The organism is Paraburkholderia sp. 32, assembly GCF_050435345.1.
GTDB lineage: Bacteria > Pseudomonadota > Gammaproteobacteria > Burkholderiales > Burkholderiaceae > Paraburkholderia > Paraburkholderia tuberum.
Map to the genome: position 1 here is coordinate 2117788 of NZ_JBNDKD010000003.1, position 22200 is coordinate 2139987.

Annotated in this window: 18 protein-coding genes and 1 tRNA gene; all 19 read right to left on the reverse strand. The window is 60.0% G+C overall.

Annotated elements, in window-relative coordinates; all coding sequences use genetic code 11:
- Nucleotides 1-7: 7 nt before the first annotated feature.
- On the reverse strand, nt 8-835 hold the full coding sequence (rplB, locus tag OKW26_RS32600) for a 50S ribosomal protein L2 (RefSeq protein ID WP_184065465.1): 828 nt from the start codon (nt 833-835) through the stop codon (nt 8-10).
- 2 nt (nt 836-837) lie between these two features.
- Nucleotides 838-1152, reverse strand: a complete 315-nt coding sequence (rplW, locus tag OKW26_RS32605; RefSeq protein WP_008923345.1) for a 50S ribosomal protein L23 — start codon at nt 1150-1152, stop codon at nt 838-840.
- On the reverse strand, nt 1149-1769 hold the full coding sequence (rplD, locus tag OKW26_RS32610; protein WP_090802165.1) for a 50S ribosomal protein L4: 621 nt from the start codon (nt 1767-1769) through the stop codon (nt 1149-1151). Before rplD ends, rplW begins: the two co-directional genes overlap by 4 nt.
- On the reverse strand, nt 1769-2428 hold the full coding sequence (gene rplC, locus OKW26_RS32615) for a 50S ribosomal protein L3 (protein ID WP_090805499.1): 660 nt from the start codon (nt 2426-2428) through the stop codon (nt 1769-1771). The genes rplD and rplC overlap by 1 nt, the downstream gene beginning before the upstream one ends.
- A gap of 201 nt (nt 2429-2629) precedes the next feature.
- Complete coding sequence (gene rpsJ / locus OKW26_RS32620; RefSeq protein WP_006998489.1) at nt 2630-2941, reverse strand: 30S ribosomal protein S10; 312 nt, start codon at nt 2939-2941, stop codon at nt 2630-2632.
- A gap of 127 nt (nt 2942-3068) precedes the next feature.
- Nucleotides 3069-4259: an elongation factor Tu gene (gene tuf, locus OKW26_RS32625; RefSeq protein WP_129958904.1), complete on the reverse strand. Its 1191-nt coding sequence runs from the start codon at nt 4257-4259 to the stop codon at nt 3069-3071.
- Nucleotides 4260-4307: 48 nt separating this feature from the next.
- A complete protein-coding gene (fusA, locus tag OKW26_RS32630) occupies nt 4308-6410 on the reverse strand; it encodes an elongation factor G (protein WP_090802169.1) in 2103 nt (700 codons plus the stop codon).
- A gap of 131 nt (nt 6411-6541) precedes the next feature.
- Nucleotides 6542-7012 (reverse strand): 30S ribosomal protein S7, encoded by a 471-nt coding sequence (rpsG, locus tag OKW26_RS32635; RefSeq protein WP_006053291.1) that lies wholly within the window; start codon nt 7010-7012, stop codon nt 6542-6544.
- A gap of 181 nt (nt 7013-7193) precedes the next feature.
- Nucleotides 7194-7574 (reverse strand): 30S ribosomal protein S12, encoded by a 381-nt coding sequence (gene rpsL / locus OKW26_RS32640; RefSeq protein WP_006053290.1) that lies wholly within the window; start codon nt 7572-7574, stop codon nt 7194-7196.
- Between the two features lie 218 nt (nt 7575-7792).
- Nucleotides 7793-9640, reverse strand: coding sequence for a DNA helicase RecQ (gene recQ / locus OKW26_RS32645; RefSeq protein WP_184070691.1), 1848 nt, complete (start codon nt 9638-9640; stop codon nt 7793-7795).
- 230 nt (nt 9641-9870) lie between these two features.
- Nucleotides 9871-14109, reverse strand: a complete 4239-nt coding sequence (rpoC, locus tag OKW26_RS32650) for a DNA-directed RNA polymerase subunit beta' (RefSeq protein ID WP_429356261.1) — start codon at nt 14107-14109, stop codon at nt 9871-9873.
- A gap of 21 nt (nt 14110-14130) precedes the next feature.
- The gene (rpoB, locus tag OKW26_RS32655; RefSeq protein WP_090802173.1) at nt 14131-18237 is read right to left on the reverse strand and encodes a DNA-directed RNA polymerase subunit beta; all 4107 of its coding nucleotides are present in this window, start codon (nt 18235-18237) and stop codon (nt 14131-14133) included.
- Between the two features lie 369 nt (nt 18238-18606).
- Complete coding sequence (gene rplL, locus OKW26_RS32660; protein WP_018420143.1) at nt 18607-18984, reverse strand: 50S ribosomal protein L7/L12; 378 nt, start codon at nt 18982-18984, stop codon at nt 18607-18609.
- Nucleotides 18985-19047: 63 nt separating this feature from the next.
- Nucleotides 19048-19551 carry a 50S ribosomal protein L10 gene (gene rplJ, locus OKW26_RS32665; protein ID WP_062129470.1) on the reverse strand — a complete coding sequence of 168 codons (504 nt, stop codon included), beginning with the start codon at nt 19549-19551 and terminating at the stop codon, nt 19048-19050.
- A gap of 304 nt (nt 19552-19855) precedes the next feature.
- The gene (rplA, locus tag OKW26_RS32670; protein ID WP_184065453.1) at nt 19856-20554 is read right to left on the reverse strand and encodes a 50S ribosomal protein L1; all 699 of its coding nucleotides are present in this window, start codon (nt 20552-20554) and stop codon (nt 19856-19858) included.
- Nucleotides 20555-20986: a 50S ribosomal protein L11 gene (rplK, locus tag OKW26_RS32675; protein ID WP_008922976.1), complete on the reverse strand. Its 432-nt coding sequence runs from the start codon at nt 20984-20986 to the stop codon at nt 20555-20557. It abuts the gene before it with no gap.
- Between the two features lie 161 nt (nt 20987-21147).
- A complete protein-coding gene (gene nusG / locus OKW26_RS32680; RefSeq protein WP_075303275.1) occupies nt 21148-21705 on the reverse strand; it encodes a transcription termination/antitermination protein NusG in 558 nt (185 codons plus the stop codon).
- A 1-nt stretch (nt 21706) separates the two neighbouring features.
- A complete protein-coding gene (gene secE, locus OKW26_RS32685) occupies nt 21707-22087 on the reverse strand; it encodes a preprotein translocase subunit SecE (RefSeq protein WP_184040841.1) in 381 nt (126 codons plus the stop codon).
- Between the two features lie 34 nt (nt 22088-22121).
- Nucleotides 22122-22197: transfer RNA gene (locus OKW26_RS32690), tRNA-Trp, on the reverse strand.
- Between the last annotated feature and the right edge of the window lie 3 nt (nt 22198-22200).

Sequence of the window (22200 nt, forward strand, 5' to 3'; positions counted from 1 at the left end):
CTACTCCTTAACGCTTGTGACGGCGCTGGACGATCATGCTCGTCGTGCGCTTGTTGCTGCGGGTGCGATAGCCCTTCGTCGGCGTGCCCCACGGGCTCACCGGATCGCGGCCTGCCGCAGTCTTGCCCTCGCCACCACCGTGCGGGTGGTCGACCGGGTTCATTGCAACGCCACGCACCGTCGGGCGGATACCGCGCCAGCGGTTCGCACCAGCCTTACCGATTTGACGGAGGCTATGCTCTTCGTTGCCTACTTCACCGATCGTTGCGCGGCATTCAACGTGAACGCGGCGGATTTCGCCCGAACGCAGACGAACCTGCGCGTAGATGCCTTCGCGAGCCAGCAGCATCGCCGACGTACCCGCCGAACGCGCCATTTGCGCGCCCTTGCCCGGCAGCATTTCGATGCAGTGAATCGTCGTACCGACCGGGATGTTGCGGATCGGCAGCGTGTTACCTGCGCGGATCGGCGCCTCCGAACCCGACATCAGCTGTTGACCGACGGCAATACCCTTCGGAGCGATGATGTAGCGGCGCTCGCCGTCTGCGTACAGAACCAGCGCGATGTTCGCGCTACGGTTCGGGTCGTACTCGAGACGCTCGACCTTTGCGGGAATACCATCCTTCGTGCGACGGAAGTCGACGACACGATAGTGATGCTTGTGACCACCACCCTTGTGACGCGTGGTGATGTGACCGTTGTTGTTACGGCCGGCGGTCGACGACTGCGTGTCGAGCAGCGCTGCGAACGGCTTGCCCTTGTGCAGTTCCTTGTTGACCACCTTGACCATCGCGCGGCGACCCGGCGAAGTCGGCTTAACTTTCACGATTGCCATGATTACTTGGCCTCCGCTTCAAAGTTGATTTCCTGGCCGGGCTTCAGGCAGACGTACGCCTTCTTCACGTCCTTGCGCTTGCCCATGAAGCGACCAAAGCGCTTGGCTTTGCCCTTCGCGACCAGCACGTTGACGGAATCGACTTCCACCTTGAACAGCAGCTCGACTGCAGCTTTCACTTCCTGCTTCGTGGCATCCGGCGCGACTTCGAACACAACCTGTTCGTTCTTGTCGGCCACCAGCGTCGCCTTTTCGGAGACCACCGGCGCGAGCAGGACCTGCATCAAACGATGATCGTTCTTGCGAATCTCGCTCATGACAGCAACTCCTCGATCTGGGCGACCGCAGCCTTCGTGATCAGGATCTTCTTGAAGTAGATCAGCGACAGCGGGTCGGCGTAACGCGGCTCCACAACCGCCACGTGGGCGAGGTTGCGCGACGCGAGGTACAGGTTTTCGTCAACCGTGTCGGTAATCACCAGCACGGAATCGAGACCCATCGCCTTGAATTTTTCGGCCAGCAGCTTCGTCTTCGGCGCTTCGAGCGTCAACTCATCGACCACCGAGATGCGGCCTTCGCGGGCCAGCTGCGAGAAGATCGAGCAGAGACCTGCACGATGCATCTTCTTGTTGACCTTGTGCGAAAAGTTTTCTTCCGGCGAATTCGGGAAAATACGGCCACCGCCGCGCCACAGCGGGCTCGACGACATACCGGCACGGGCGCGGCCCGTACCCTTCTGGCGCCACGGCTTCTTGGTCGTGTGTTTGACCTGCTCACGATCCTTCTGCGCGCGGTTGCCGCTACGGGCATTCGCCTGGTACGCAACCACCACCTGGTGAATCAGGGCTTCGTTGTAGTCGCGGCCGAACACGACGTCCGACGCGCTAACGCCTGCACTTTCCTGACCATTGGCATTCAGGAGCTTAAGTTCCATTATTTCGCTCCTTTCACGGCACGCGTCTTCACGGCCGGCGTAACGAATACCTTGCCACCCTTCGCACCCGGAACGGCGCCCTTGACCAGCAGCAACTTGCGGTCAGCATCGATACGAGCGATTTCGAGGTTTTGCACCGTTACCTTCTCATCACCCATGTGACCGGTCATGCGCTTACCCGGGAAAACACGACCCGGATCCTGCGCCATACCGATCGAGCCCGGCACATTGTGCGAGCGCGAGTTACCGTGTGATGCACGGCCAGACGAGAAGTTATAACGCTTGATGGTACCGGCGTAGCCTTTACCGATCGACACGCCTTGCACGTCGACCTTCTGGCCCACTTCGAACAGCTCGGGACCAACCACGGCGCCGCTCGACAGTTCGGCAGCCTTAGCGGCATCGATCTGGAATTCTTTGAGGATTTCACCGGCTTGAACACCGGCTTTGGCGAGATGACCTGCCAACGGCTTCGTCACGCGGGATGCACGGCGCGTACCGAAGGCAACCTGCACGGCCGTGTAGCCGTCGGTTTCAACAGTCTTGATCTGCGTCACGCGGTTGTCGGACACGTCCAGCACGGTGACGGGAATTGAATCCCCTTCAGCCGTGAAGATACGGGTCATACCAACCTTGCGACCTACGAGTCCAAGGCTCATCGTTTTCTCCATTCCCGACTGCGATTGGTCGGGGCTAATTTACAAAATGCCGGCACCGCTTCGGGCATGAAACCATGCTGCAGGACGCCGACTTTTTTACGCAAATGCGCGAAAAGCTCAACAGTATAGCGAGCCTTTTCGTTTTCCGCAAGCAATCAATGACTTAGCGTTGCCCGGGTGGCCGGGCAAGGGCTGGAAGCCTTACTGCAGCTTGATTTCAACGTCCACGCCAGCCGGGAGATCCAGCTTCATGAGCGCGTCGACGGTCTTGTCCGTCGGGTCAACGATGTCCATCAAACGCTGGTGGGTGCGGATTTCGAGCTGGTCACGCGAGGTCTTGTTGACGTGCGGCGAACGCAGGATATCGAAGCGTTGAATGCGGGTCGGCAGGGGTACGGGACCACGAACAATCGCGCCAGTCCGCTTTGCCGTATCGACGATTTCAGCTGCCGATTGGTCGATCAGGCGATAGTCGAAAGCCTTCAGGCGAATGCGGATTTTCTGGTTCTGCATGACAAATTCCTTGAAAAGAGCGAGGCGATATTGCACCGCCGATTAGAAAAAGAACGTAGGCTCGGACGCTCGCGCAGAGCGAGTGCCCGAGCCCGGGCGCTACAGACTGCTACAGCAATCGTCGATGTTACTCGATGATCTTGGCGACGACACCAGCGCCGACCGTACGGCCACCTTCGCGAATTGCGAAGCGCAGACCTTCTTCCATCGCGATCGGGTTGATCAGTTTCACCGTGATCGACACGTTGTCGCCCGGCATCACCATTTCCTTGTCCTTCGGCAGCTCGATCGAGCCCGTCACGTCCGTCGTACGGAAGTAGAACTGCGGACGGTAGTTGTTGAAGAACGGCGTGTGACGGCCGCCTTCGTCCTTGCTCAGCACGTACACTTCAGCCGTGAAGTGCGTGTGCGGGTTGATCGAACCCGGCTTGGCCAGAACCTGACCACGCTCCACGTCTTCACGCTTCGTGCCGCGCAGCAGGATACCAACGTTGTCGCCTGCCTGACCCTGGTCGAGCAGCTTGCGGAACATTTCCACGCCCGTGCAGGTCGTCTTGGCCGTTGCGCGGATACCGACGATCTCGATTTCCTCGCCAACCTTGATCACGCCGCGCTCGACGCGACCCGTCACTACCGTGCCGCGACCCGAGATCGAGAACACGTCTTCCACCGGCATCAGGAACGCACCGTCAACCGCGCGCTCCGGCGTCGGGATGTACGTGTCCAGCGCATCGGCCAGGTTCATGATCGCTACCTCGCCCAGCTCGCCCTTGTCGCCTTCCAGCGCCAGCTTGGCCGAACCCTTGATGATCGGCGTGTCGTCGCCCGGGAAGTCGTACTTCGACAGAAGTTCGCGAACTTCCATCTCGACGAGTTCCAGCAGCTCGGCGTCGTCCACCATGTCGCACTTGTTCAGGAACACGATGATGTACGGAACGCCAACCTGACGCGCCAGCAGGATGTGCTCACGCGTTTGCGGCATCGGGCCGTCGGCAGCCGAGCACACCAGGATTGCGCCGTCCATCTGCGCCGCGCCCGTGATCATGTTCTTCACGTAGTCTGCGTGGCCCGGGCAGTCGACGTGTGCGTAGTGGCGGTTAGCCGTTTCGTACTCGACGTGCGCGGTGTTGATGGTAATGCCACGCGCCTTTTCTTCCGGCGCCGCGTCGATCTGGTCGTACGCCTTCGCTTCGCCGCCAAACTTCTGCGTCAGGACCGTCGTGATCGCTGCCGTCAGCGTGGTCTTGCCGTGGTCAACGTGACCGATCGTGCCCACGTTCACGTGCGGCTTGGTCCGCTCGAATTTACCTTTAGCCATGTTTCTCTTCTTTCAGAAAGTTAATCGTTGAATGACTTTGCCGCGCGATTACTTCGACTTCGCGTTGATGATCGCTTCCGACACGTTACGCGGAGCTTCAGCATAGTGCTTGAACTCCATCGTGTACGTTGCACGGCCTTGCGTCAGCGAACGCAGAGACGTCGAGTAGCCGAACATTTCCGACAGCGGCACTTCGGCGCGAACGATCTTGCCGCCGCCAACCATGTCATCCATGCCCTGAACAATACCGCGACGGCCAGAGAGGTCGCCCATCACGTTGCCCATGTAGTCTTCCGGCGTTTCGACTTCGACAGCCATCATCGGTTCGAGAATGACCGGCTGTGCCTTGCGCATCGCTTCCTTGAACGCCATCGAACCGGCCATGCGGAACGCGTTTTCGTTCGAGTCGACATCGTGGTAGGAACCGAACGTCAGGTGAACCTTCACGTCCACGACCGGGAAGCCCGCCAGCACGCCGGCCTTCAGCGTTTCCTGGATACCCTTGTCGACTGCCGGGATGTATTCACGCGGAATCACACCGCCCTTGATCTCGTCCAGGAACTCGTAGCCCTTGCCTTGCTCGTTCGGCTCGAGCGTGATGACCGCGTGGCCGTACTGGCCGCGACCACCCGACTGCTTGACGAACTTGCCGTCAACGTCTTCCGCCTTGCCGCGAATCGTTTCGCGGTAAGCCACCTGCGGCTTGCCAACCGTTGCTTCGACGCCGAACTCACGCTTCATCCGGTCGACCAGAATTTCCAAGTGGAGCTCGCCCATGCCCGAAATAATGGTTTGACCCGATTCTTCGTCCGTTTGAACGCGGAACGACGGATCTTCCTGCGCCAGACGGTTCAGGGCCAGACCCATCTTTTCCTGGTCCGGCTTCGTCTTCGGCTCAACAGCCTGCGAAATCACGGGTTCCGGGAAAACCATGCGCTCGAGCACGATCGGGCTCGTCGGATCGCACAACGTGTCGCCCGTGGTCGCGTCCTTCAGGCCGACCGCAGCGGCGATGTCGCCTGCGCGCACTTCCTTGATTTCTTCGCGCTGGTTCGCGTGCATCTGCAGAATACGGCCCAGACGTTCCTTCTTGTCCTTGGTCGCGTTCAGCAGGGTGTCGCCCGAATTCACAACGCCAGAGTAGACACGGAAGAAGATCAGTTGGCCGACGAACGGGTCGGTCATGATCTTGAATGCCAGTGCCGAGAACTTTTCGTCGTCAGCAGCGCGGCGCTCACCCTTTTCACCGTTTTCCAGCTCGCCGGTAACCGGCGGGATGTCGATCGGCGACGGCAGGAAGTCGAGCACGGCGTCCAGCATGCGCTGCACACCCTTGTTCTTGAACGCGGTGCCGCACAGCATCGGCTGGATTTCGCAAGCGATCGTACGGTCGCGCAGACCCTTGATGATTTCCTCTTCGGTCAGCTCACCCGACTCGAGGTACTTGTTCATCATGTCTTCGTTCGCTTCCGCCGCGGCTTCGACCATCTTTTCACGCCATTCGTTGCATGTGTCGACGAGCTCTGCCGGGATGTCTTCGTACGAGAACTTGGTGCCTTGGGACGCGTCGTCCCAAATGATCGCCTTCATCTTCATCAGATCGACGACGCCCGTGAAGTTCTCTTCCGCGCCGATAGGCACGACGACCGGAACCGGGTTCGCCTTCAGACGCAGCTTGAGCTGGTCGTAGACCTTGAAGAAGTTCGCGCCGGTACGGTCCATCTTGTTGATGAACGCGAGACGGGGAACCTTGTACTTGTTAGCCTGACGCCACACGGTTTCCGACTGGGGCTGCACGCCGCCCACAGCGCAGTACACCATGCACGCGCCGTCGAGCACGCGCATCGAGCGCTCGACTTCAATCGTGAAGTCGACGTGACCCGGGGTGTCGATGATGTTGATGCGGTGTTCGGCGCGGTCGCCCGCCATGCCCTTCCAGAATGCCGTGGTAGCAGCGGAAGTAATCGTGATGCCGCGCTCCTGTTCCTGCTCCATCCAGTCCATGGTGGCAGCGCCGTCGTGAACTTCACCAATCTTGTGGTTCACGCCCGTGTAGAACAGAATGCGCTCGGTCGTCGTCGTTTTGCCGGCGTCGATGTGAGCGCTAATACCGATGTTACGGTAGCGCTCGATAGGAGTCTTGCGAGCCACTTTGATCCTCTATTGGGATGACGCGATGCGAGAGATGCCCATCGCGCTGTAACACAAACGGGCGAGGCGCCTTTGAAGCGCACCCGCCCGGAATTTCTTTCCGTTTTCCGCTAAACCCGGGGTGGGGAAGCTTAGAAACGGAAGTGCGAGAACGCCTTGTTGGCTTCTGCCATCCGGTGAACTTCGTCGCGCTTCTTCATCGCGCCGCCACGGCCTTCGGCCGCTTCGGAGAGCTCACCTGCCAGACGCAGGGCCATCGACTTCTCGCTGCGCTTCTTCGCGGCTTCACGCAGCCAACGCATCGCCAATGCCATACGACGCGACGGGCGCACTTCGACCGGAACCTGATAGTTCGCACCACCAACGCGGCGGCTCTTCACTTCGACCACCGGCTTGACGTTGTTGAGCGCCACCGTGAACACTTCCAGCGGGTCCTTGCCACCCTTGGTCTGGATCTGTTCGAAAGCGCCGTACACGATACGCTCGGCAACCGACTTCTTGCCGGAGAGCATCAGCACGTTCATGAATTTTGCTACATCAACGTTGCCAAACTTCGGATCCGGCAACACTTCCCGCTTGGGGACTTCGCGACGACGCGGCATGTTTCTTCCTTTACTTTTCAGTTGGAGCTGTTTACAGCCCCGCGGCCACCAACTAACCCGATTCATCCGTAAGACTAACCAGCCTGGTCGGGTGACCACTTACTCGATAGCACCGGTGATTCCGGCACCATCGCTATTACCGCCTTTGCAGGCGACCTGAAACTACGATCGACCGGCTAAATTACTTGCCAGCCTTGGCACGCTTCGCACCGTACTTCGAGCGAGCCTGCTTACGATCCTTGACGCCCTGGGTATCCAGCGAGCCGCGAACCATGTGGTAACGCACACCCGGCAAGTCCTTCACACGGCCGCCGCGAATCAGCACGACCGAGTGTTCCTGCAGGTTGTGGCCTTCGCCACCAATGTACGAAATGACTTCGAAGCCGTTCGTCAGACGAACCTTGGCGACCTTCCGGAGTGCCGAGTTCGGCTTCTTCGGCGTCGTGGTGTACACACGGGTGCACACGCCCCGACGCTGGGGGCAGTCCTGCAAAGCCGGGCTCTTGCTCTTCGTCGTTTCCGACGTGCGGCCTTTGCGAACCAGTTGATTGATGGTTGGCATTGATTATTCCTGAAATTGAACAAAATCGACGCATCGGTTTCCGGGCAAAGCGGAAACGCCCGCGCATCGAACTTCCGGCTGGCCCGCTCACGCACGAACTGAAGTTGCGCGTAGGCATTCCAAGAACCGGAACCTAACATAATATTCCGAAAATACTAAGGGAGTCAACAAGTTGCGGTGTTTCGCCCCTGTCAAACCGGCTAAACAGCCAGACGACGTCAGTCTGCCGCTACGACGTGCAGCAATTCGTAGCCGAAACGGTCCAGTTTACGCGCCCCCATGCCCGGAATCCCGCGCAGATCGTCGATCGAATCGGGGCCGAGACGGGCGATTTCCGCGAGCGTCGCGTCATGGAAAATCACATAGGCCGGCACTCCGTCGCTCTTCGCGGTTTCTGTGCGCCACATGCGTAGACGCTCCCAGCGGGCCCGCTCGCGAGGGCCCATGCCAATGGTCGGATCGGCGCGCTCGCTCGTACGACCCGACGATTGACGCGTGCGTGTCGGCTTGACGTAGCGACGCATCGTCACCTTCTGCTCGCCCTTGAGCACCGGCTTGCTCGCCTCCGTCAGCACGAGCGAACCGAAGCCCTCGTGGTCGACCGTCAGGTAACCGAACGCGACGAGTTGGCGAAAGATCGCACGCCACTCCGGCTCACCGAGCGCCGCGCCGATACCGAACGTGGTCAGCTTCTCGTGGCCGCGCTGCAGGATTTTTTCGCTGCGGTTGCCACGCAAAATATCTATCAGGTGTCCGGCTCCGAAATGAAAGCCGCTCGCACGCTGCGCGCGAAACACGCACGACAGCGCCATCTGAGCCTCGCGCGTTGCATCCCAGGTCGGCGGCGGCTCGAGGCAGTTGTCGCAGTTGCCGCACGGCTGGCTCGTTTCGCCGAAGTACGCGAGCAGGCGCACCCGCCGGCAAGTCGCCGTTTCGCACAAACCGAGCAGCGCGTCGAGCTTGCCTGTCTGGACGCGCTTGTGCGCGTCGTCTGCTTCGGATTCGTCGATCATCTTGCGCTGCTGCACGACGTCGCCGAGCCCGTAGGCCATCCACGCGTTCGACGGCAGTCCGTCGCGGCCCGCGCGGCCGGTCTCCTGGTAGTACCCTTCCACGCTCTTGGGCAAATCCAGATGCGCGACAAACCGCACGTCGGGTTTGTCGATGCCCATGCCGAACGCAATCGTCGCGCACATCACGATGCCTTCCTCGCGCTGGAACATCTCCTGATGTTTCTGGCGCACCTCGAACTCCATGCCGGCGTGGTACGGCAGCGCGCGCATGCCCTTTTCCTTCAGCCACTCCGCGGTTTCCTCGACCTTGCGGCGCGACAGGCAATAAACGACGCCCGCGTCGGTCGTACCGTCAGCTTTCGTATGCTCGGCGCGGATGAAGTCGAGCAGTTGCGTGCGCGCGTTGTCTTTTTCGGCGATGCGATAGCGGATGTTCGGCCGATCGAAACTCGACACGAACACGCGCGCGTCTTCGAGCGCGAGACGGTGGATGATTTCGTCGCGTGTGATCGCGTCGGCGGTCGCCGTCAGCGCGATGCGCGGGACATTCGGAAAGCGCTCGTGCAGCACCGACAGCTGAATATATTCGGGCCGGAAATCGTGTCCCCATTGCGACACGCAGTGCGCTTCGTCGATCGCGAAAAGACCGATGCGCGTGCGTTCGAGCAGTTCCTGGAAGCGCGGCGTCATCAGCCGCTCCGGTGCGACGTAGAGCAGATCGATGTCGCCGTCGCGGAGCGCCCGCTCGGTGGCCACCGCCTCCGCGCTCGACAACGTTGAGTTCAGGTACGCGGCCCGCACGCCGACTTCGGTCAGCGCGGCCACCTGATCCTGCATCAGCGCGATCAGTGGCGACACCACGATGCCGGCGCCAAAGCCGCATTCGCGCCGCACCAGCGACGGGATCTGATAGCACAGCGATTTGCCGCCGCCCGTCGGCATCAGCACAAGGCAATCGCCACCGTCGGCGACGTGCTCGACAATTTCGCCCTGCTGCCCTCTGAACGCGGGATAACCAAAGACTTCATTGAGGATTTCGAGCGGTCGGGACATGTATTTGAGAGAGACGGCGAAAGGAACGGCACGCAGGCGGTGAGACGGATTTTACCAACCCATTCGTGCCGCGCCCGCGCTTTGCGACAACGTTAGCCATCGGGCCTAGGACTGCTCCGGCACGTCGCACCCATGCACGCGCAAAAAAGAGCAAAAAAAAACCGCTCAGTCGAAACTGAGCGGCCTTTTTTTCGTGGCTCGTGAGGCAAGGCGGCTTGCGCCGCCAGCACTTACTCGCCCGAGTGTTGCTGTTCGGCAGCCGGCGTTTCCGGCGTACCGAATTCGAACGACTCTTCCGCTGCGATCTGATCGAAACGCTCGCGGTCGGCCAGTTCCTTGCTCTTGCGCGCCTTGTGGAACGCGAGACCCGTACCGGCCGGAATCAGGCGGCCGACGATCACGTTTTCCTTCAGGCCACGCAGGTCGTCGCGCTTGCCCATGATCGCCGCTTCGGTCAGCACGCGGGTCGTTTCCTGGAACGACGCCGCGGAGATGAACGAATCGGTCGACAGCGACGCCTTCGTGATACCGAGCAGCACGTTTTCGTACGTTGCCGGACGCTTGTCTTCCGCGATCATACGGTCGTTCTCGTCGAGCATGTCCGACCGCTCGACCTGTTCGCCCGGGATGAAACGCGTATCGCCGTTGTCCGAAATCTGCACGCGGCGCAGCATCTGACGCACGATCACTTCGATGTGCTTGTCGTTGATCTTCACGCCTTGCAGACGGTACACGTCCTGCACTTCGTCCACGATGTAGCGCGACAGCGCCTCGACGCCCTGCAGACGCAGGATGTCGTGCGGATCCGCCGGTCCGTCGACGATCATTTCGCCCTTGTTGACGACCTGACCATCGTGCACCAGAACCTGCTTTTCCTTCGCGATCAGGAACTCGTGCTGGTTGCCCTCGAGGTCCGTGATAACGAGACGCTGCTTGCCCTTCGTGTCCTTACCGAACGACGTCGTACCCGTGACTTCCGCCAGGATACCCGCGTCCTTCGGCGAACGTGCTTCGAACAGTTCCGCCACACGCGGCAGACCACCGGTAATGTCACGCGTCTTCTGCGATTCGGTCGGGATACGTGCGAGCACTTCGCCGACCTGCACCTGCTGACCGTCCTTCACGGTGATCAGAGCGCCGACCTGGAAGCCGATCTGCACCGAGTGCTCGGTGTTCGGGATCTTCACTTCCTCGCCGTTCGCATCGAGCAGCTTGACCTGCGGACGCACCGTCTTCGACGCCTGCGAACCACGACGCTTCACGTCGATCACGACAAGCGTGGACAGACCCGTCACGTCGTCGATCTGTTTCGCGACCGTCACGCCTTCCTCGACGTTCTCGAACTTCACCGTACCACCGTACTCGGTGATGATCGGACGCGTCATCGGATCCCACGTGGCCAGTTGCGTGCCAGCCTTGATCTGCGCACCGTCGAGCTGCAGCAGCGTGGCGCCGTACGGCACCTTGTGACGCTCGCGCTCGCGGCCGTGATCGTCGGTGATCATCGCTTCACCCGAACGCGAGATGACGATCTGCTCGCCCTTCGCATTCGTGACGTAACGCATCGTCGACGTGAAACGCACCGTACCGTTCGACTTCGCTTCGACCGACGATGCCACCGCCGCACGCGACGCCGCGCCACCGATGTGGAACGTACGCATCGTGAGCTGCGTGCCCGGTTCACCGATTGACTGCGCCGCGATCACGCCGACCGCTTCGCCGACGTTCACCATCGAGCCGCGGCCGAGGTCGCGACCGTAGCAGGCCGCGCACAGACCGTAGCGCGTTTCGCAGGTCAGCGGCGTGCGCACGCGCACTTCGTCGATGCCGAGGCGTTCGATGTCTTCGACCGCGTCTTCGTCGAGCAGTGTGCCCGCTTCGAACAGCGTTTCCTGCGATTCCGGGTTGACGATGTCAGCCACGGCCACGCGACCCAGGATACGGTCACGCAGCGCTTCGACCACTTCACCGCCTTCCACGAGCGCCTTCATCGCCACGCCGTTCGACGTACCGCAATCTTCCTCGACGACGACCAGATCCTGCGTCACGTCGACGAGACGACGCGTCAGGTAACCCGAGTTCGCGGTCTTCAGTGCCGTATCAGCCAGACCCTTACGTGCACCGTGGGTCGAGATGAAGTACTGCAACACGTTCAGACCTTCGCGGAAGTTCGCCGTAATCGGCGTCTCGATGATCGAGCCGTCCGGCTTCGCCATCAGACCGCGCATACCGGCCAGCTGACGGATCTGAACCGCGGAACCACGAGCGCCTGAGTCCGCCATCATGTAGATGGAGTTGAACGACTCCTGACGCGTCTGGTTGCCGTCGCGGTCCGTGACCGGTTCCGTCGACAGCTGCTCCATCATTGCCTTGCCGACCGCTTCCGACGTCGCCGACCAGATGTCGACCACGTTGTTGTAGCGCTCCTGCGCAGTGACGAGACCCGACATGTACTGACGGTCGTATTCCTTCACCTTCTTCGCGGCGTCGCCAACGATGGTTTCCTTCTGCGGCGGTACGAGCATGTCGTCGACGCAAATCGAAATACCAGCACGCGTTGCCAGACGGAAGCCCGACTGCATCAGTTGGTCGGCGAAAATCACCGTCTCACGCAGACCGCACTTGCGGAACGCGGTGTTGATCAGACGCGAGATTTCCTTCTTCTTCAGCGGCTTGTTCAGCACCGAGAACGGCAGACCCGGCGGCAGGATTTCCGACAGGATCGAGCGGCCAACCGTGGTCGCATACAGCGTGATCTTCGGTACGAACGCCGGCCCGCCTTCCGACTTGTCTTCGTTGTGGACCATTTCGGTGATCCGCACGTTGACGCGCGAGGCCAGTTCGACTTCCTTGTTCTCGTACGCGCGCAGCACTTCCGACACGCCCGTGAACGTCAGGCCTTCGCCCTTGCCGTTCACCGCTTCACGCGTCGCGTAGTACAGGCCGAGCACGATATCCTGCGACGGCACGATCGACGGATCGCCGTTAGCCGGGAACAGTACGTTGTTCGACGCGAGCATCAGCGTGCGCGCCTCCATCTGCGCTTCGAGCGACAGCGGCACGTGAACGGCCATCTGGTCACCGTCGAAGTCGGCGTTGAACGCCGCGCAAACGAGCGGGTGCAGCTGGATTGCCTTACCTTCGATCAGCACCGGCTCGAAAGCCTGGATGCCGAGACGGTGCAGCGTCGGCGCACGGTTCAGCATGACCGGATGTTCGCGGATCACCTCTTCGAGGATGTCCCACACCACCGGTGTCTGGTTCTCGACCTCCTTCTTCGCGGCCTTGATGGTGGTAGCGACACCCATCACTTCGAGCTTGTTGAAGATGAACGGCTTGAACAGTTCGAGCGCCATCAGCTTCGGCAGACCGCACTGATGCAGCTTCAGCGTCGGGCCGACCACGATCACCGAACGGCCCGAGTAGTCGACACGCTTACCGAGCAGGTTCTGACGGAAGCGACCGCCCTTACCCTTGATCATGTCCGCGAGCGACTTCAGCGGACGCTTGTTCGCACCGGTCATCGCCTTGCCGCGACGGCCGTTGTCGAGCAGCGAGTCGACGGCTTCCTGCAGCATCCGCTTTTCGTTGCGGACGATGATTTCAGGCGCCTTCAGCTCGAGCAAACGCTTCAACCGGTTGTTACGGTTGATCACGCGGCGATACAGGTCGTTCAGGTCCGACGTCGCGAAACGGCCGCCGTCGAGCGGGACGAGCGGACGCAGTTCCGGCGGCAGCACCGGCAGCACTTCGAGGACCATCCAGTCCGGCTTGATGCCCGAACGCTGGAACGCCTCGAGCACTTTCAGGCGCTTCGCGTACTTCTTGATCTTCGCTTCCGAGCCGGTGTTCTTGAGCTCCGTGCGCAGCAGCTCGACCTGCTCGTCGATGTTGATCGCGCGCAGCAGTTCGCGAATACCTTCCGCGCCCATTTCGGCACGGAATTCGTCGCCGTATTCCTCGACCTTGTTGTAGTAATCCTCTTCGGTCATGATCTGCCGCGCTTTGAGCGGCGTCATGCCCGGATCGATCACCACGTATGCTTCGAAGTACAGCACGCGCTCGATGTCGCGCAGCGTCATGTCGAGCACCATGCCCAGACGCGACGGCAGCGACTTCAGGAACCAGATGTGCGCGACCGGCGAGGCCAGCTCAATGTGGCCCATTCGCTCACGACGCACCTTCGCGAGCGTCACTTCGACGCCGCACTTCTCGCAGATCACGCCGCGGTGCTTCAGGCGCTTGTACTTGCCGCAAAGGCATTCGTAGTCCTTGATCGGACCGAAAATCTTCGCGCAGAACAGACCATCGCGCTCCGGCTTGAACGTGCGGTAGTTGATGGTTTCCGGCTTCTTGACTTCACCGAACGACCACGAACGGATCTTGTCCGGCGAGGCCAGACCGATCTTGATCGCGTCGAAAACTTCAGGTTGTTGGACTTGCTTGAATAGATCGAGCAAAGCTTTCATCGCTTCTCTCCAGTAGTCCGATTAGTTCCGGTCCAGGTCGATGTCGATACCCAGCGACCGGATTTCCTTCACCAACACGTTGAACGACTCAGGCATGCCGGCATCGATCACGTGATCGCCCTTGACCAGGTTCTCGTAAACCTTGGTCCGGCCCGTCACGTCGTCCGACTTCACCGTCAGCATTTCCTGCAGCACGTACGATGCGCCGTACGCTTCGAGCGCCCACACTTCCATTTCACCGAAACGCTGGCCACCGAACTGCGCCTTACCGCCCAACGGCTGCTGCGTGACGAGCGAGTACGGGCCCGTGGAACGCGCGTGCATCTTGTCGTCGACCAGGTGGTGCAGCTTCAGGTAGTGCATGTAGCCGACCGTCACCGTACGTTCGAACATCTCGCCCGTGCGACCGTCGAACAGACGCACCTGGTTCTTCGACGGCGTCATGCCGAGGTTTTCAGCGATGTCGTCCGGGAACGCCAGGTCCAGCGCGCGGGACATTTCTTCTTCCGTCGCACCGTCGAACACCGGCGTTGCGAACGGCACGCCTTCGCGCAGGTTCTTCGCCAGTTCGAGGATTTCGTCGTCGCTGAAGCTGTCCAGCTCTTCGGCGCGGCCCGATTCGTTGTAGATCTTGATCAGGAATTCGCGCAGTTCAGCGATCTTCGCCTGACGCTGCAGCATTTCGCCGATACGCCAGCCGAGACCCTTCGCGGCCCAACCCAGATGCACTTCGAGAACCTGACCCACGTTCATCCGCGACGGCACGCCGAGCGGGTTCAGAACGACGTCAGCCGGACGGCCGTCGGCCATGTACGGCATGTCTTCGATCGGCACGATCTTCGACACGACACCCTTGTTACCGTGACGGCCTGCCATCTTGTCGCCAGGCTGCAGACGGCGCTTCACCGCCAGATACACCTTGACCATCTTCAGCACGCCCGGCGGCAGTTCGTCGCCTTGCGTGAGCTTCTTGCGCTTCTCTTCGAACGCGAGGTCGAACTGGTGACGCTTCTCTTCGATCGAGTTCTTGATCGCTTCGAGCTGGGCCGCTGCTTCTTCATCCGCGAGGCGGATGTCGAACCAGTGATAGTGGTCCAGATCTTCGAGGTAAGCGCGGTCGATCTTCGTGCCCTTCGCGAGCTTCTTCGGACCGCCGTTCACCACCTTGCCTTCGAGCATGCGTGCGAGACGCTGGAACGCATCGCCTTCCACGATACGCAGCTGGTCGTTCAGGTCGAGACGATAGCGCTTCAGTTCATCGTCGATGATCTGTTGCGCGCGCTTGTCGCGCTGGATGCCTTCACGCGTGAATACCTGCACGTCGATCACAGTGCCGCTCATGCCCGACGGCACGCGCAGCGACGTGTCCTTCACGTCCGACGCCTTCTCACCGAAGATCGCGCGCAGCAGTTTTTCTTCCGGCGTCAGCTGGGTTTCGCCCTTCGGCGTGACCTTGCCAACCAGCACGTCGCCCGCCTCGACTTCCGCGCCGATGTACACGATGCCCGACTCGTCGAGACGGCCAAGCTGCACTTCGGCGAGATTCGAGATGTCGCGCGTGATTTCTTCCGGTCCGAGCTTCGTGTCGCGTGCAACGACGTTCAGTTCTTCGATGTGAATCGACGTGTAACGGTCGTCCGCAACGACCTTCTCCGAAATCAGGATGGAGTCTTCGAAGTTGTAGCCGTTCCATGGCATGAACGCGATCAGCATGTTCTGGCCGAGCGCGAGCTCGCCCAGATCGGTCGATGCGCCGTCAGCCAGCACGTCGCCGCGCGCAACCTTGTCGCCCATCTTCACGATCGGACGCTGGTTGATGTTCGTGTTCTGGTTCGAACGCGTGTACTTGATCAGATTGTAGATGTCGACGCCGACTTCACCCGCGACCGCTTCGTCGTCGTTCACGCGAATCACGATACGGCCCGCGTCGACGTAATCGACCACACCGCCACGCAGTGCCTGAACCGTCGTGCCCGAGTCGACCGCCACGGTGCGTTCGATGCCCGTACCGACGACCGGCTTTTCCGGACGCAGACACGGGACGGCCTGACGCTGCATGTTCGAGCCCATCAATGCGCGGTTCGCGTCGTCGTGCTCGAGGAACGGAATCAGCGAAGCTGCGACCGACACGATCTGCGACGGCGCCACGTCCATGTACTGAATGCGGTCCGGCGTGACCATCAGCGTTTCGCCCGCTTCACGCGACGACACGAGTTCGTCGGTCAGCGTGCGGTCGTCGGCCACCGCCGCGTTCGCCTGAGCGATCACGTAACGGCCTTCTTCGATCGCCGACAGATAGTCAATCTGGTCGGTCACCTTGCCGTCCGCCACCTTGCGATACGGCGTTTCGAGGAAGCCGTATTCGTTCAGGTGCGCGTACAGAGCGAGCGAGTTGATCAGACCGATGTTCGGACCTTCCGGCGTTTCAATCGGACACACACGGCCGTAGTGAGTTGGGTGCACGTCGCGGACTTCGAAGCCTGCGCGCTCACGAGTCAGACCGCCCGGGCCTAGTGCGGAAACACGACGCTTGTGCGTGATTTCCGACAGCGGATTGGTCTGGTCCATGAACTGCGACAGCTGCGACGACCCGAAGAACTCGCGAATCGCCGACGAGATCGGCTTCGAGTTGATCAGGTCGTGCGGCATCAAGTTTTCGCTTTCGGCCTGGCCGAGGCGTTCCTTCACAGCACGTTCGACACGCACGAGGCCCGCGCGGAACTGGTTCTCAGCGAGTTCGCCGACACAGCGCACACGACGGTTGCCGAGGTGGTCGATGTCGTCCACTTCGCCCTTGCCGTTGCGCAGCTCGACGAGGATCTTGATCGTCGCGAGAATGTCGTCGTCCTGCAGCGTCATCGGACCGACGATTTCATCACGGCCGACGCGCCGGTTGAACTTCATACGACCCACCTTCGACAGGTCGTACGCTTCTTCGCTGTAGAACAGACGGTTGAACAGTGCCTCGACCGCTTCTTCGGTCGGCGGCTCGCCCGGACGCATCATGCGGTAGATCGCGATACGTGCGGCCATCTTGTCGGCCGTTTCGTCGATACGCAGCGTCGACGAGATGTACGGACCCTGGTCCAGATCGTTCGTGTAGAGCGTCTGGATGTCCTTGATCTTCGCTTCGCGCAGCTTCTCGAGCACGGATTCGGTAATTTCGTCGTTGGCGTTCGCGATGACTTCACCCGTATCGCCGTCGATCACGTTCTTCGCGAGCACGCGGCCGAGCAGATAATCTTCCGGCACCGAGATGAACTTGGTCTTCGCGTTATCGAGGTCGCGAATGTGCTTGGCGTTGATCCGCTTGTCCTTCTGGACGATCACGTTGCCATCGCGGTCCGTGATATCGAAGCGCGCGACTTCACCGCGCAAACGCTCCGGCACGAATTCCATCTGCGCGCCTTCCGGCATCAGCGTGAAATTGTCGAACACGAAGAAGTTTGCGAGGATCTGTTCCGGCGTCAGGCCGATTGCCTTTAGCAGGATCGTAACCGGCATCTTACGACGACGGTCGACGCGGAAGTACAGCACGTCCTTCGGGTCGAACTCGAAGTCGAGCCACGAGCCACGGTAGGGAATGATACGTGCCGAAAACAGCAGCTTGCCCGAGCTGTGCGTCTTGCCCTTGTCGTGTTCGAAGAAAACACCCGGCGAACGGTGCAGCTGCGAAACGATCACACGTTCCGTGCCGTTGATGACGAACGAACCGGTCGGCGTCATGAGCGGGATTTCGCCCATGTACACTTCCTGTTCCTTCACTTCTTTGACGACCGGCTTGCTCGGTGATTCTTTGTCGAGCAGCACCAGACGCACCTTGGCGCGCAGCGCCGAGCAGTACGTCAGACCGCGCTGCTGGCATTCCTTGATGTTGAATGCCGGCGGCGACAGCATGTAGCTGACGAACTCAAGGCGCGCGAAGCCGTTGTGCGAAACGATCGGAAAAACGGAAGTAAACGCGGCCTGCAAGCCTTCCGGCTTGCGTTGCGTAGATGACGTGTCTGCTTGCAGAAACGTGCTGAATGATTCAAGCTGGGTAGCCAGCAGGAAAGGTACTTGGTGAACGATGGGGCGCTTCGCAAAACTCTTGCGAATACGCTTCTTCTCGGTGAAGGAATATTGCATACGATCTCCGAATCACGGCGGGCATAGTTGTCGAGGCAGGATACCTTGATGAGACAACCCGAGTGTTCACCGACTGAGACCCGATGGCCGTCCGATGGCTTGAACGAGCCTAGAAGCTTGGTGGTTGGCCGCTACCAACCGCTGGCTGACGGCAGCGGATGCCTGTGTTGCCCGCTACCCGACCAAACTTGCCTTCTGCAGTCGCTTCAGAAGACAAAGAGAAATGCCGGTCAAAATTACCGTGGGCGTTTTTCTTTGGCTTCTGGGAAGCACATTCCTGCCGGCATACGCCCGCAAAAACGCGTCCTCCACAAAGCACAAAAAGGCCGGCGGTGAAAAACCGCCAGCCTTCGCACAGCGCGTTGAAGCTTACTTGATTTCAACCTTCGCGCCGGCTTCTTCCAGCTTCTTCTTGGCTTCTTCAGCAGCAGCCTTGGGCACCGCTTCCTTAACGGGCTTCGGTGCACCGTCGACCAGATCCTTCGCTTCCTTCAGGCCGAGACCCGTCAGTTCACGAACAGCCTTAATGACCGAAACCTTGTTTGCACCGGTTTCAGCCAAGATGACCGTGAATTCGGTCTGCTCTTCAGCAGCAGCAGCGCCGCCGGCTGCACCTGCCGGGCCAGCCACTGCAACAGCAGCTGCCGAGACGCCAAACTTTTCTTCGAACGCCTTGACCAGCTCGTTCAGTTCCAGAACCGACATCGAGCCTACGGCTTCGAGGATGTCTTCTTTTGCGATTGCCATTTGAAATACTCCTAAATTGAATTCGGATACAGCCAGCGATCAATCACGCTCGACTGAAGTGCATTACGCAGCGGCTTCTTCGCCTTGCTTCTTTTCTGCCAGCGCGGCCAGAGCGCGCGCGAAGCCAGAAACAGGTGCCTGCATAACGTACAACAGCTTGGAGAGCAGTTCTTCGCGGCTCGGGATGCTTGCCAGCGCTTGCACGCCAGCCTTGTCCATCACCTTGCCTTCGTAGGAACCAGCCTTGATGACCAACTTGTCATTGCTCTTGCTGAAGTCATTGACGACCTTAGCAGCAGCAATCGCATCTTCCGAGATGCCGTAGATCAGGGGGCCAGTCATCTGCTCTGCCAGCGGAGCAAACGGGGTACCCTCGACGGCGCGACGCGCCAGCGTGTTCTTCAACACGCGAAGGTAAACCTGTTGCTCACGCGCTTTCGCGCGCAGCTTGGTCAGATCGCCAACCGCGATTCCACGATACTCAGCCAGAACCACGGTCTGAGCTTTCGCGACTTGCGCGGCAACCTCAGCGACGACGGCCTGCTTGCTTTCTTTGTTTAGTGGCACGGTTAACCTCCAGATTCGATACACGCAGCGTGCGCCTTGTGTACCGCATTCAATAACGGCGTCCGACCAGTCAGGAGTATTTCGACCGTCAAAAATCCGTATCGCTACAGACATCCAACGGCTTCATCACTACAAAACCTTTTCGGGTTCGCCATCTGCGTTGGCTTTACATTAAGGGCCCGCCTACTTGCTGCGTGCCCACCAACGGTCTTTGACAACCGGTCGCGCGATGCAGACTGCCACCTCGCAACCGCCCAAAGCCCTTAAAAGCCGCCCCAACTCGCGCCGGAGCGGCGAAAATTCATTACTGGGCAGCGATCGACGTCTGGTCGACACGAACACCAACACCCATCGTGCTCGATAGGGCGACCTTGCGCAGATACACGCCCTTGCTCGTTGCCGGCTTCGCCTTCTGCAGCGCTTCGATCAGCGCATTCAGGTTGTTGCGCAGTGCTACCGGTTCAAACGAAGCGCGGCCGATCGTTGCGTGGATAATGCCGGCCTTGTCGACACGGAATTGCACCTGACCAGCCTTGGCGTTCTTGACCGCGGTCGCGACGTCCGGCGTGACCGTGCCAACCTTCGGGTTCGGCATCAGGCCACGCGGGCCGAGAATCTGCCCGAGCGTACCGACGATACGCATCGTGTCCGGCGAAGCGATCACGATGTCGAAGTTCAGGTTCCCGGCCTTGACCTGTTCGGCCAGGTCTTCCATACCGACGACGTCAGCACCAGCGGCACGAGCCTGCTCAGCCTTTTCGCCCTGCGCGAACACAGCGACGCGGACCGACTTACCGGTACCAGCGGGCAGCACGACCGAGCCGCGAACCACTTGATCCGACTTCTTTGCGTCAATGCCGAGTTGCACGGCGACGTCGATCGACTCGTCGAACTTCGCGCTTGCGCATTCCTTCACGAGCGACAGAGCGTCTTCGATCGGGTACAGCTTCTGACGATCCACTTTGGCTGCAAATGCTTGCAGACGCTTCGAAAGCTTAGCCATTTACACGCCCTCCACGGTGATGCCCATCGAGCGGGCGCTACCAGCGATCGTACGAACCGCTGCGTCCAGATCAGCAGCCGTCAGATCGGGCATCTTGGTCTTGGCGATATCTTCAGCTTGAGCGCGGGTGATCTTGCCGACCTTGTCGGTATGCGGCTTGCTCGAACCCTTGTCGAGCTTCGCTGCCTTCTTGATCAGAACCGTAGCCGGCGGCGTCTTCAGAACGAACGTGAAGCTCTTGTCCGCGAATGCCGTGATCACGACAGGAATCGGCAGACCCGGTTCCATCGCTTGAGTCTGCGCGTTGAACGCCTTGCAGAACTCCATGATGTTCAGGCCGCGCTGACCCAGCGCCGGACCAACCGGCGGCGACGGATTGGCTTTACCTGCAGGAATCTGCAGCTTGATAAAGCCGATAATTTTCTTTGCCATTTCGAGAACCTTTGTGGAACGCCGCCTTACGGGCGGACGCTCAGTGAGTAGTAGCGCGTGTTCGCCGACAAACTGGCTAGTTACGCTCCTCAACGGCCATTACGCGGACCGTAAGCGCGAAATACGGAACGCACCTAGCGGTGCGTTCCATAAAATCTAGACTACAACTTTTCGACTTGGCCGAATTCCAACTCGACCGGCGTTGCGCGGCCGAAGATTGTAACGGAAACACGGACTCGCGACTTTTCGTAGTTCACTTCTTCGACGCTGCCGTTGAAATCTGTGAACGGGCCTTCTTTCACGCGCACCATCTCGCCTACCTCAAACAGGGTCTTCGGACGCGGCTTCTCCACGCCCTCCTGCATCTGCGACATGATCTTTTCAACTTCCCTAGGGGAGATCGGGCTCGGCCGATTACGCGCCCCGCCGACGAAGCCGGTCACCTTCGCCGTATTTTTCACGAGATGCCACGTTTCGTCTGTCATTTCCATTTCGACTAAAACATAGCCCGGGAAGAAACGACGTTCGGTTACTGATTTGTGACCGCCCTTTACCTCAACAACCTCTTCCGTTGGAACGAGGATCTGGCCGAACTGATCCTGCATACCAGCCCGCTCGATGCGCTCCTGAAGCGCTCGTTGCACGCTCTTCTCCATACCGGAATATGCGTGCACTACGTACCAACGTTTGCCGCTCGGGGATGCCGGAGTATCACTCATATCATTTCCAACCCAGAATCGCCGAGAAAATCGCCCACTCAATGGATTTATCACAAACCCAGAGGAAGATAGCCATCACGACTACGAAGCCGAAGACCACGAGTGTTGTTTGGGTCGCCTCTTTGCGACTCGGCCAAACTACCTTGCGGACCTCTTTGTATGAGTCATTGGCGAAAGCGATGAAACCCTTGCCAGGCGCCGAGAGAAGACCGACTGCGACACCCGCGATCGCACCAACAGCCAAGGCGGCTCCGCGGATGTACCATTCCTGGCCATTAAGCCAGAAGAACCCCACGAACCCGGCCAAGACCAGCAACACACCTGCGATCAACATCAACTTGTCGCCGGATGTATTTACAGTTTCGACGGAAGGATTCGCCATAACACCTTAACAAGCGCCACTACGGCGCGATAGTTGGCAGGGGCAGAGGGAATCGAACCCCCAACCTTCGGTTTTGGAGACCGACGCTCTGCCAGTTGAGCTATACCCCTAAA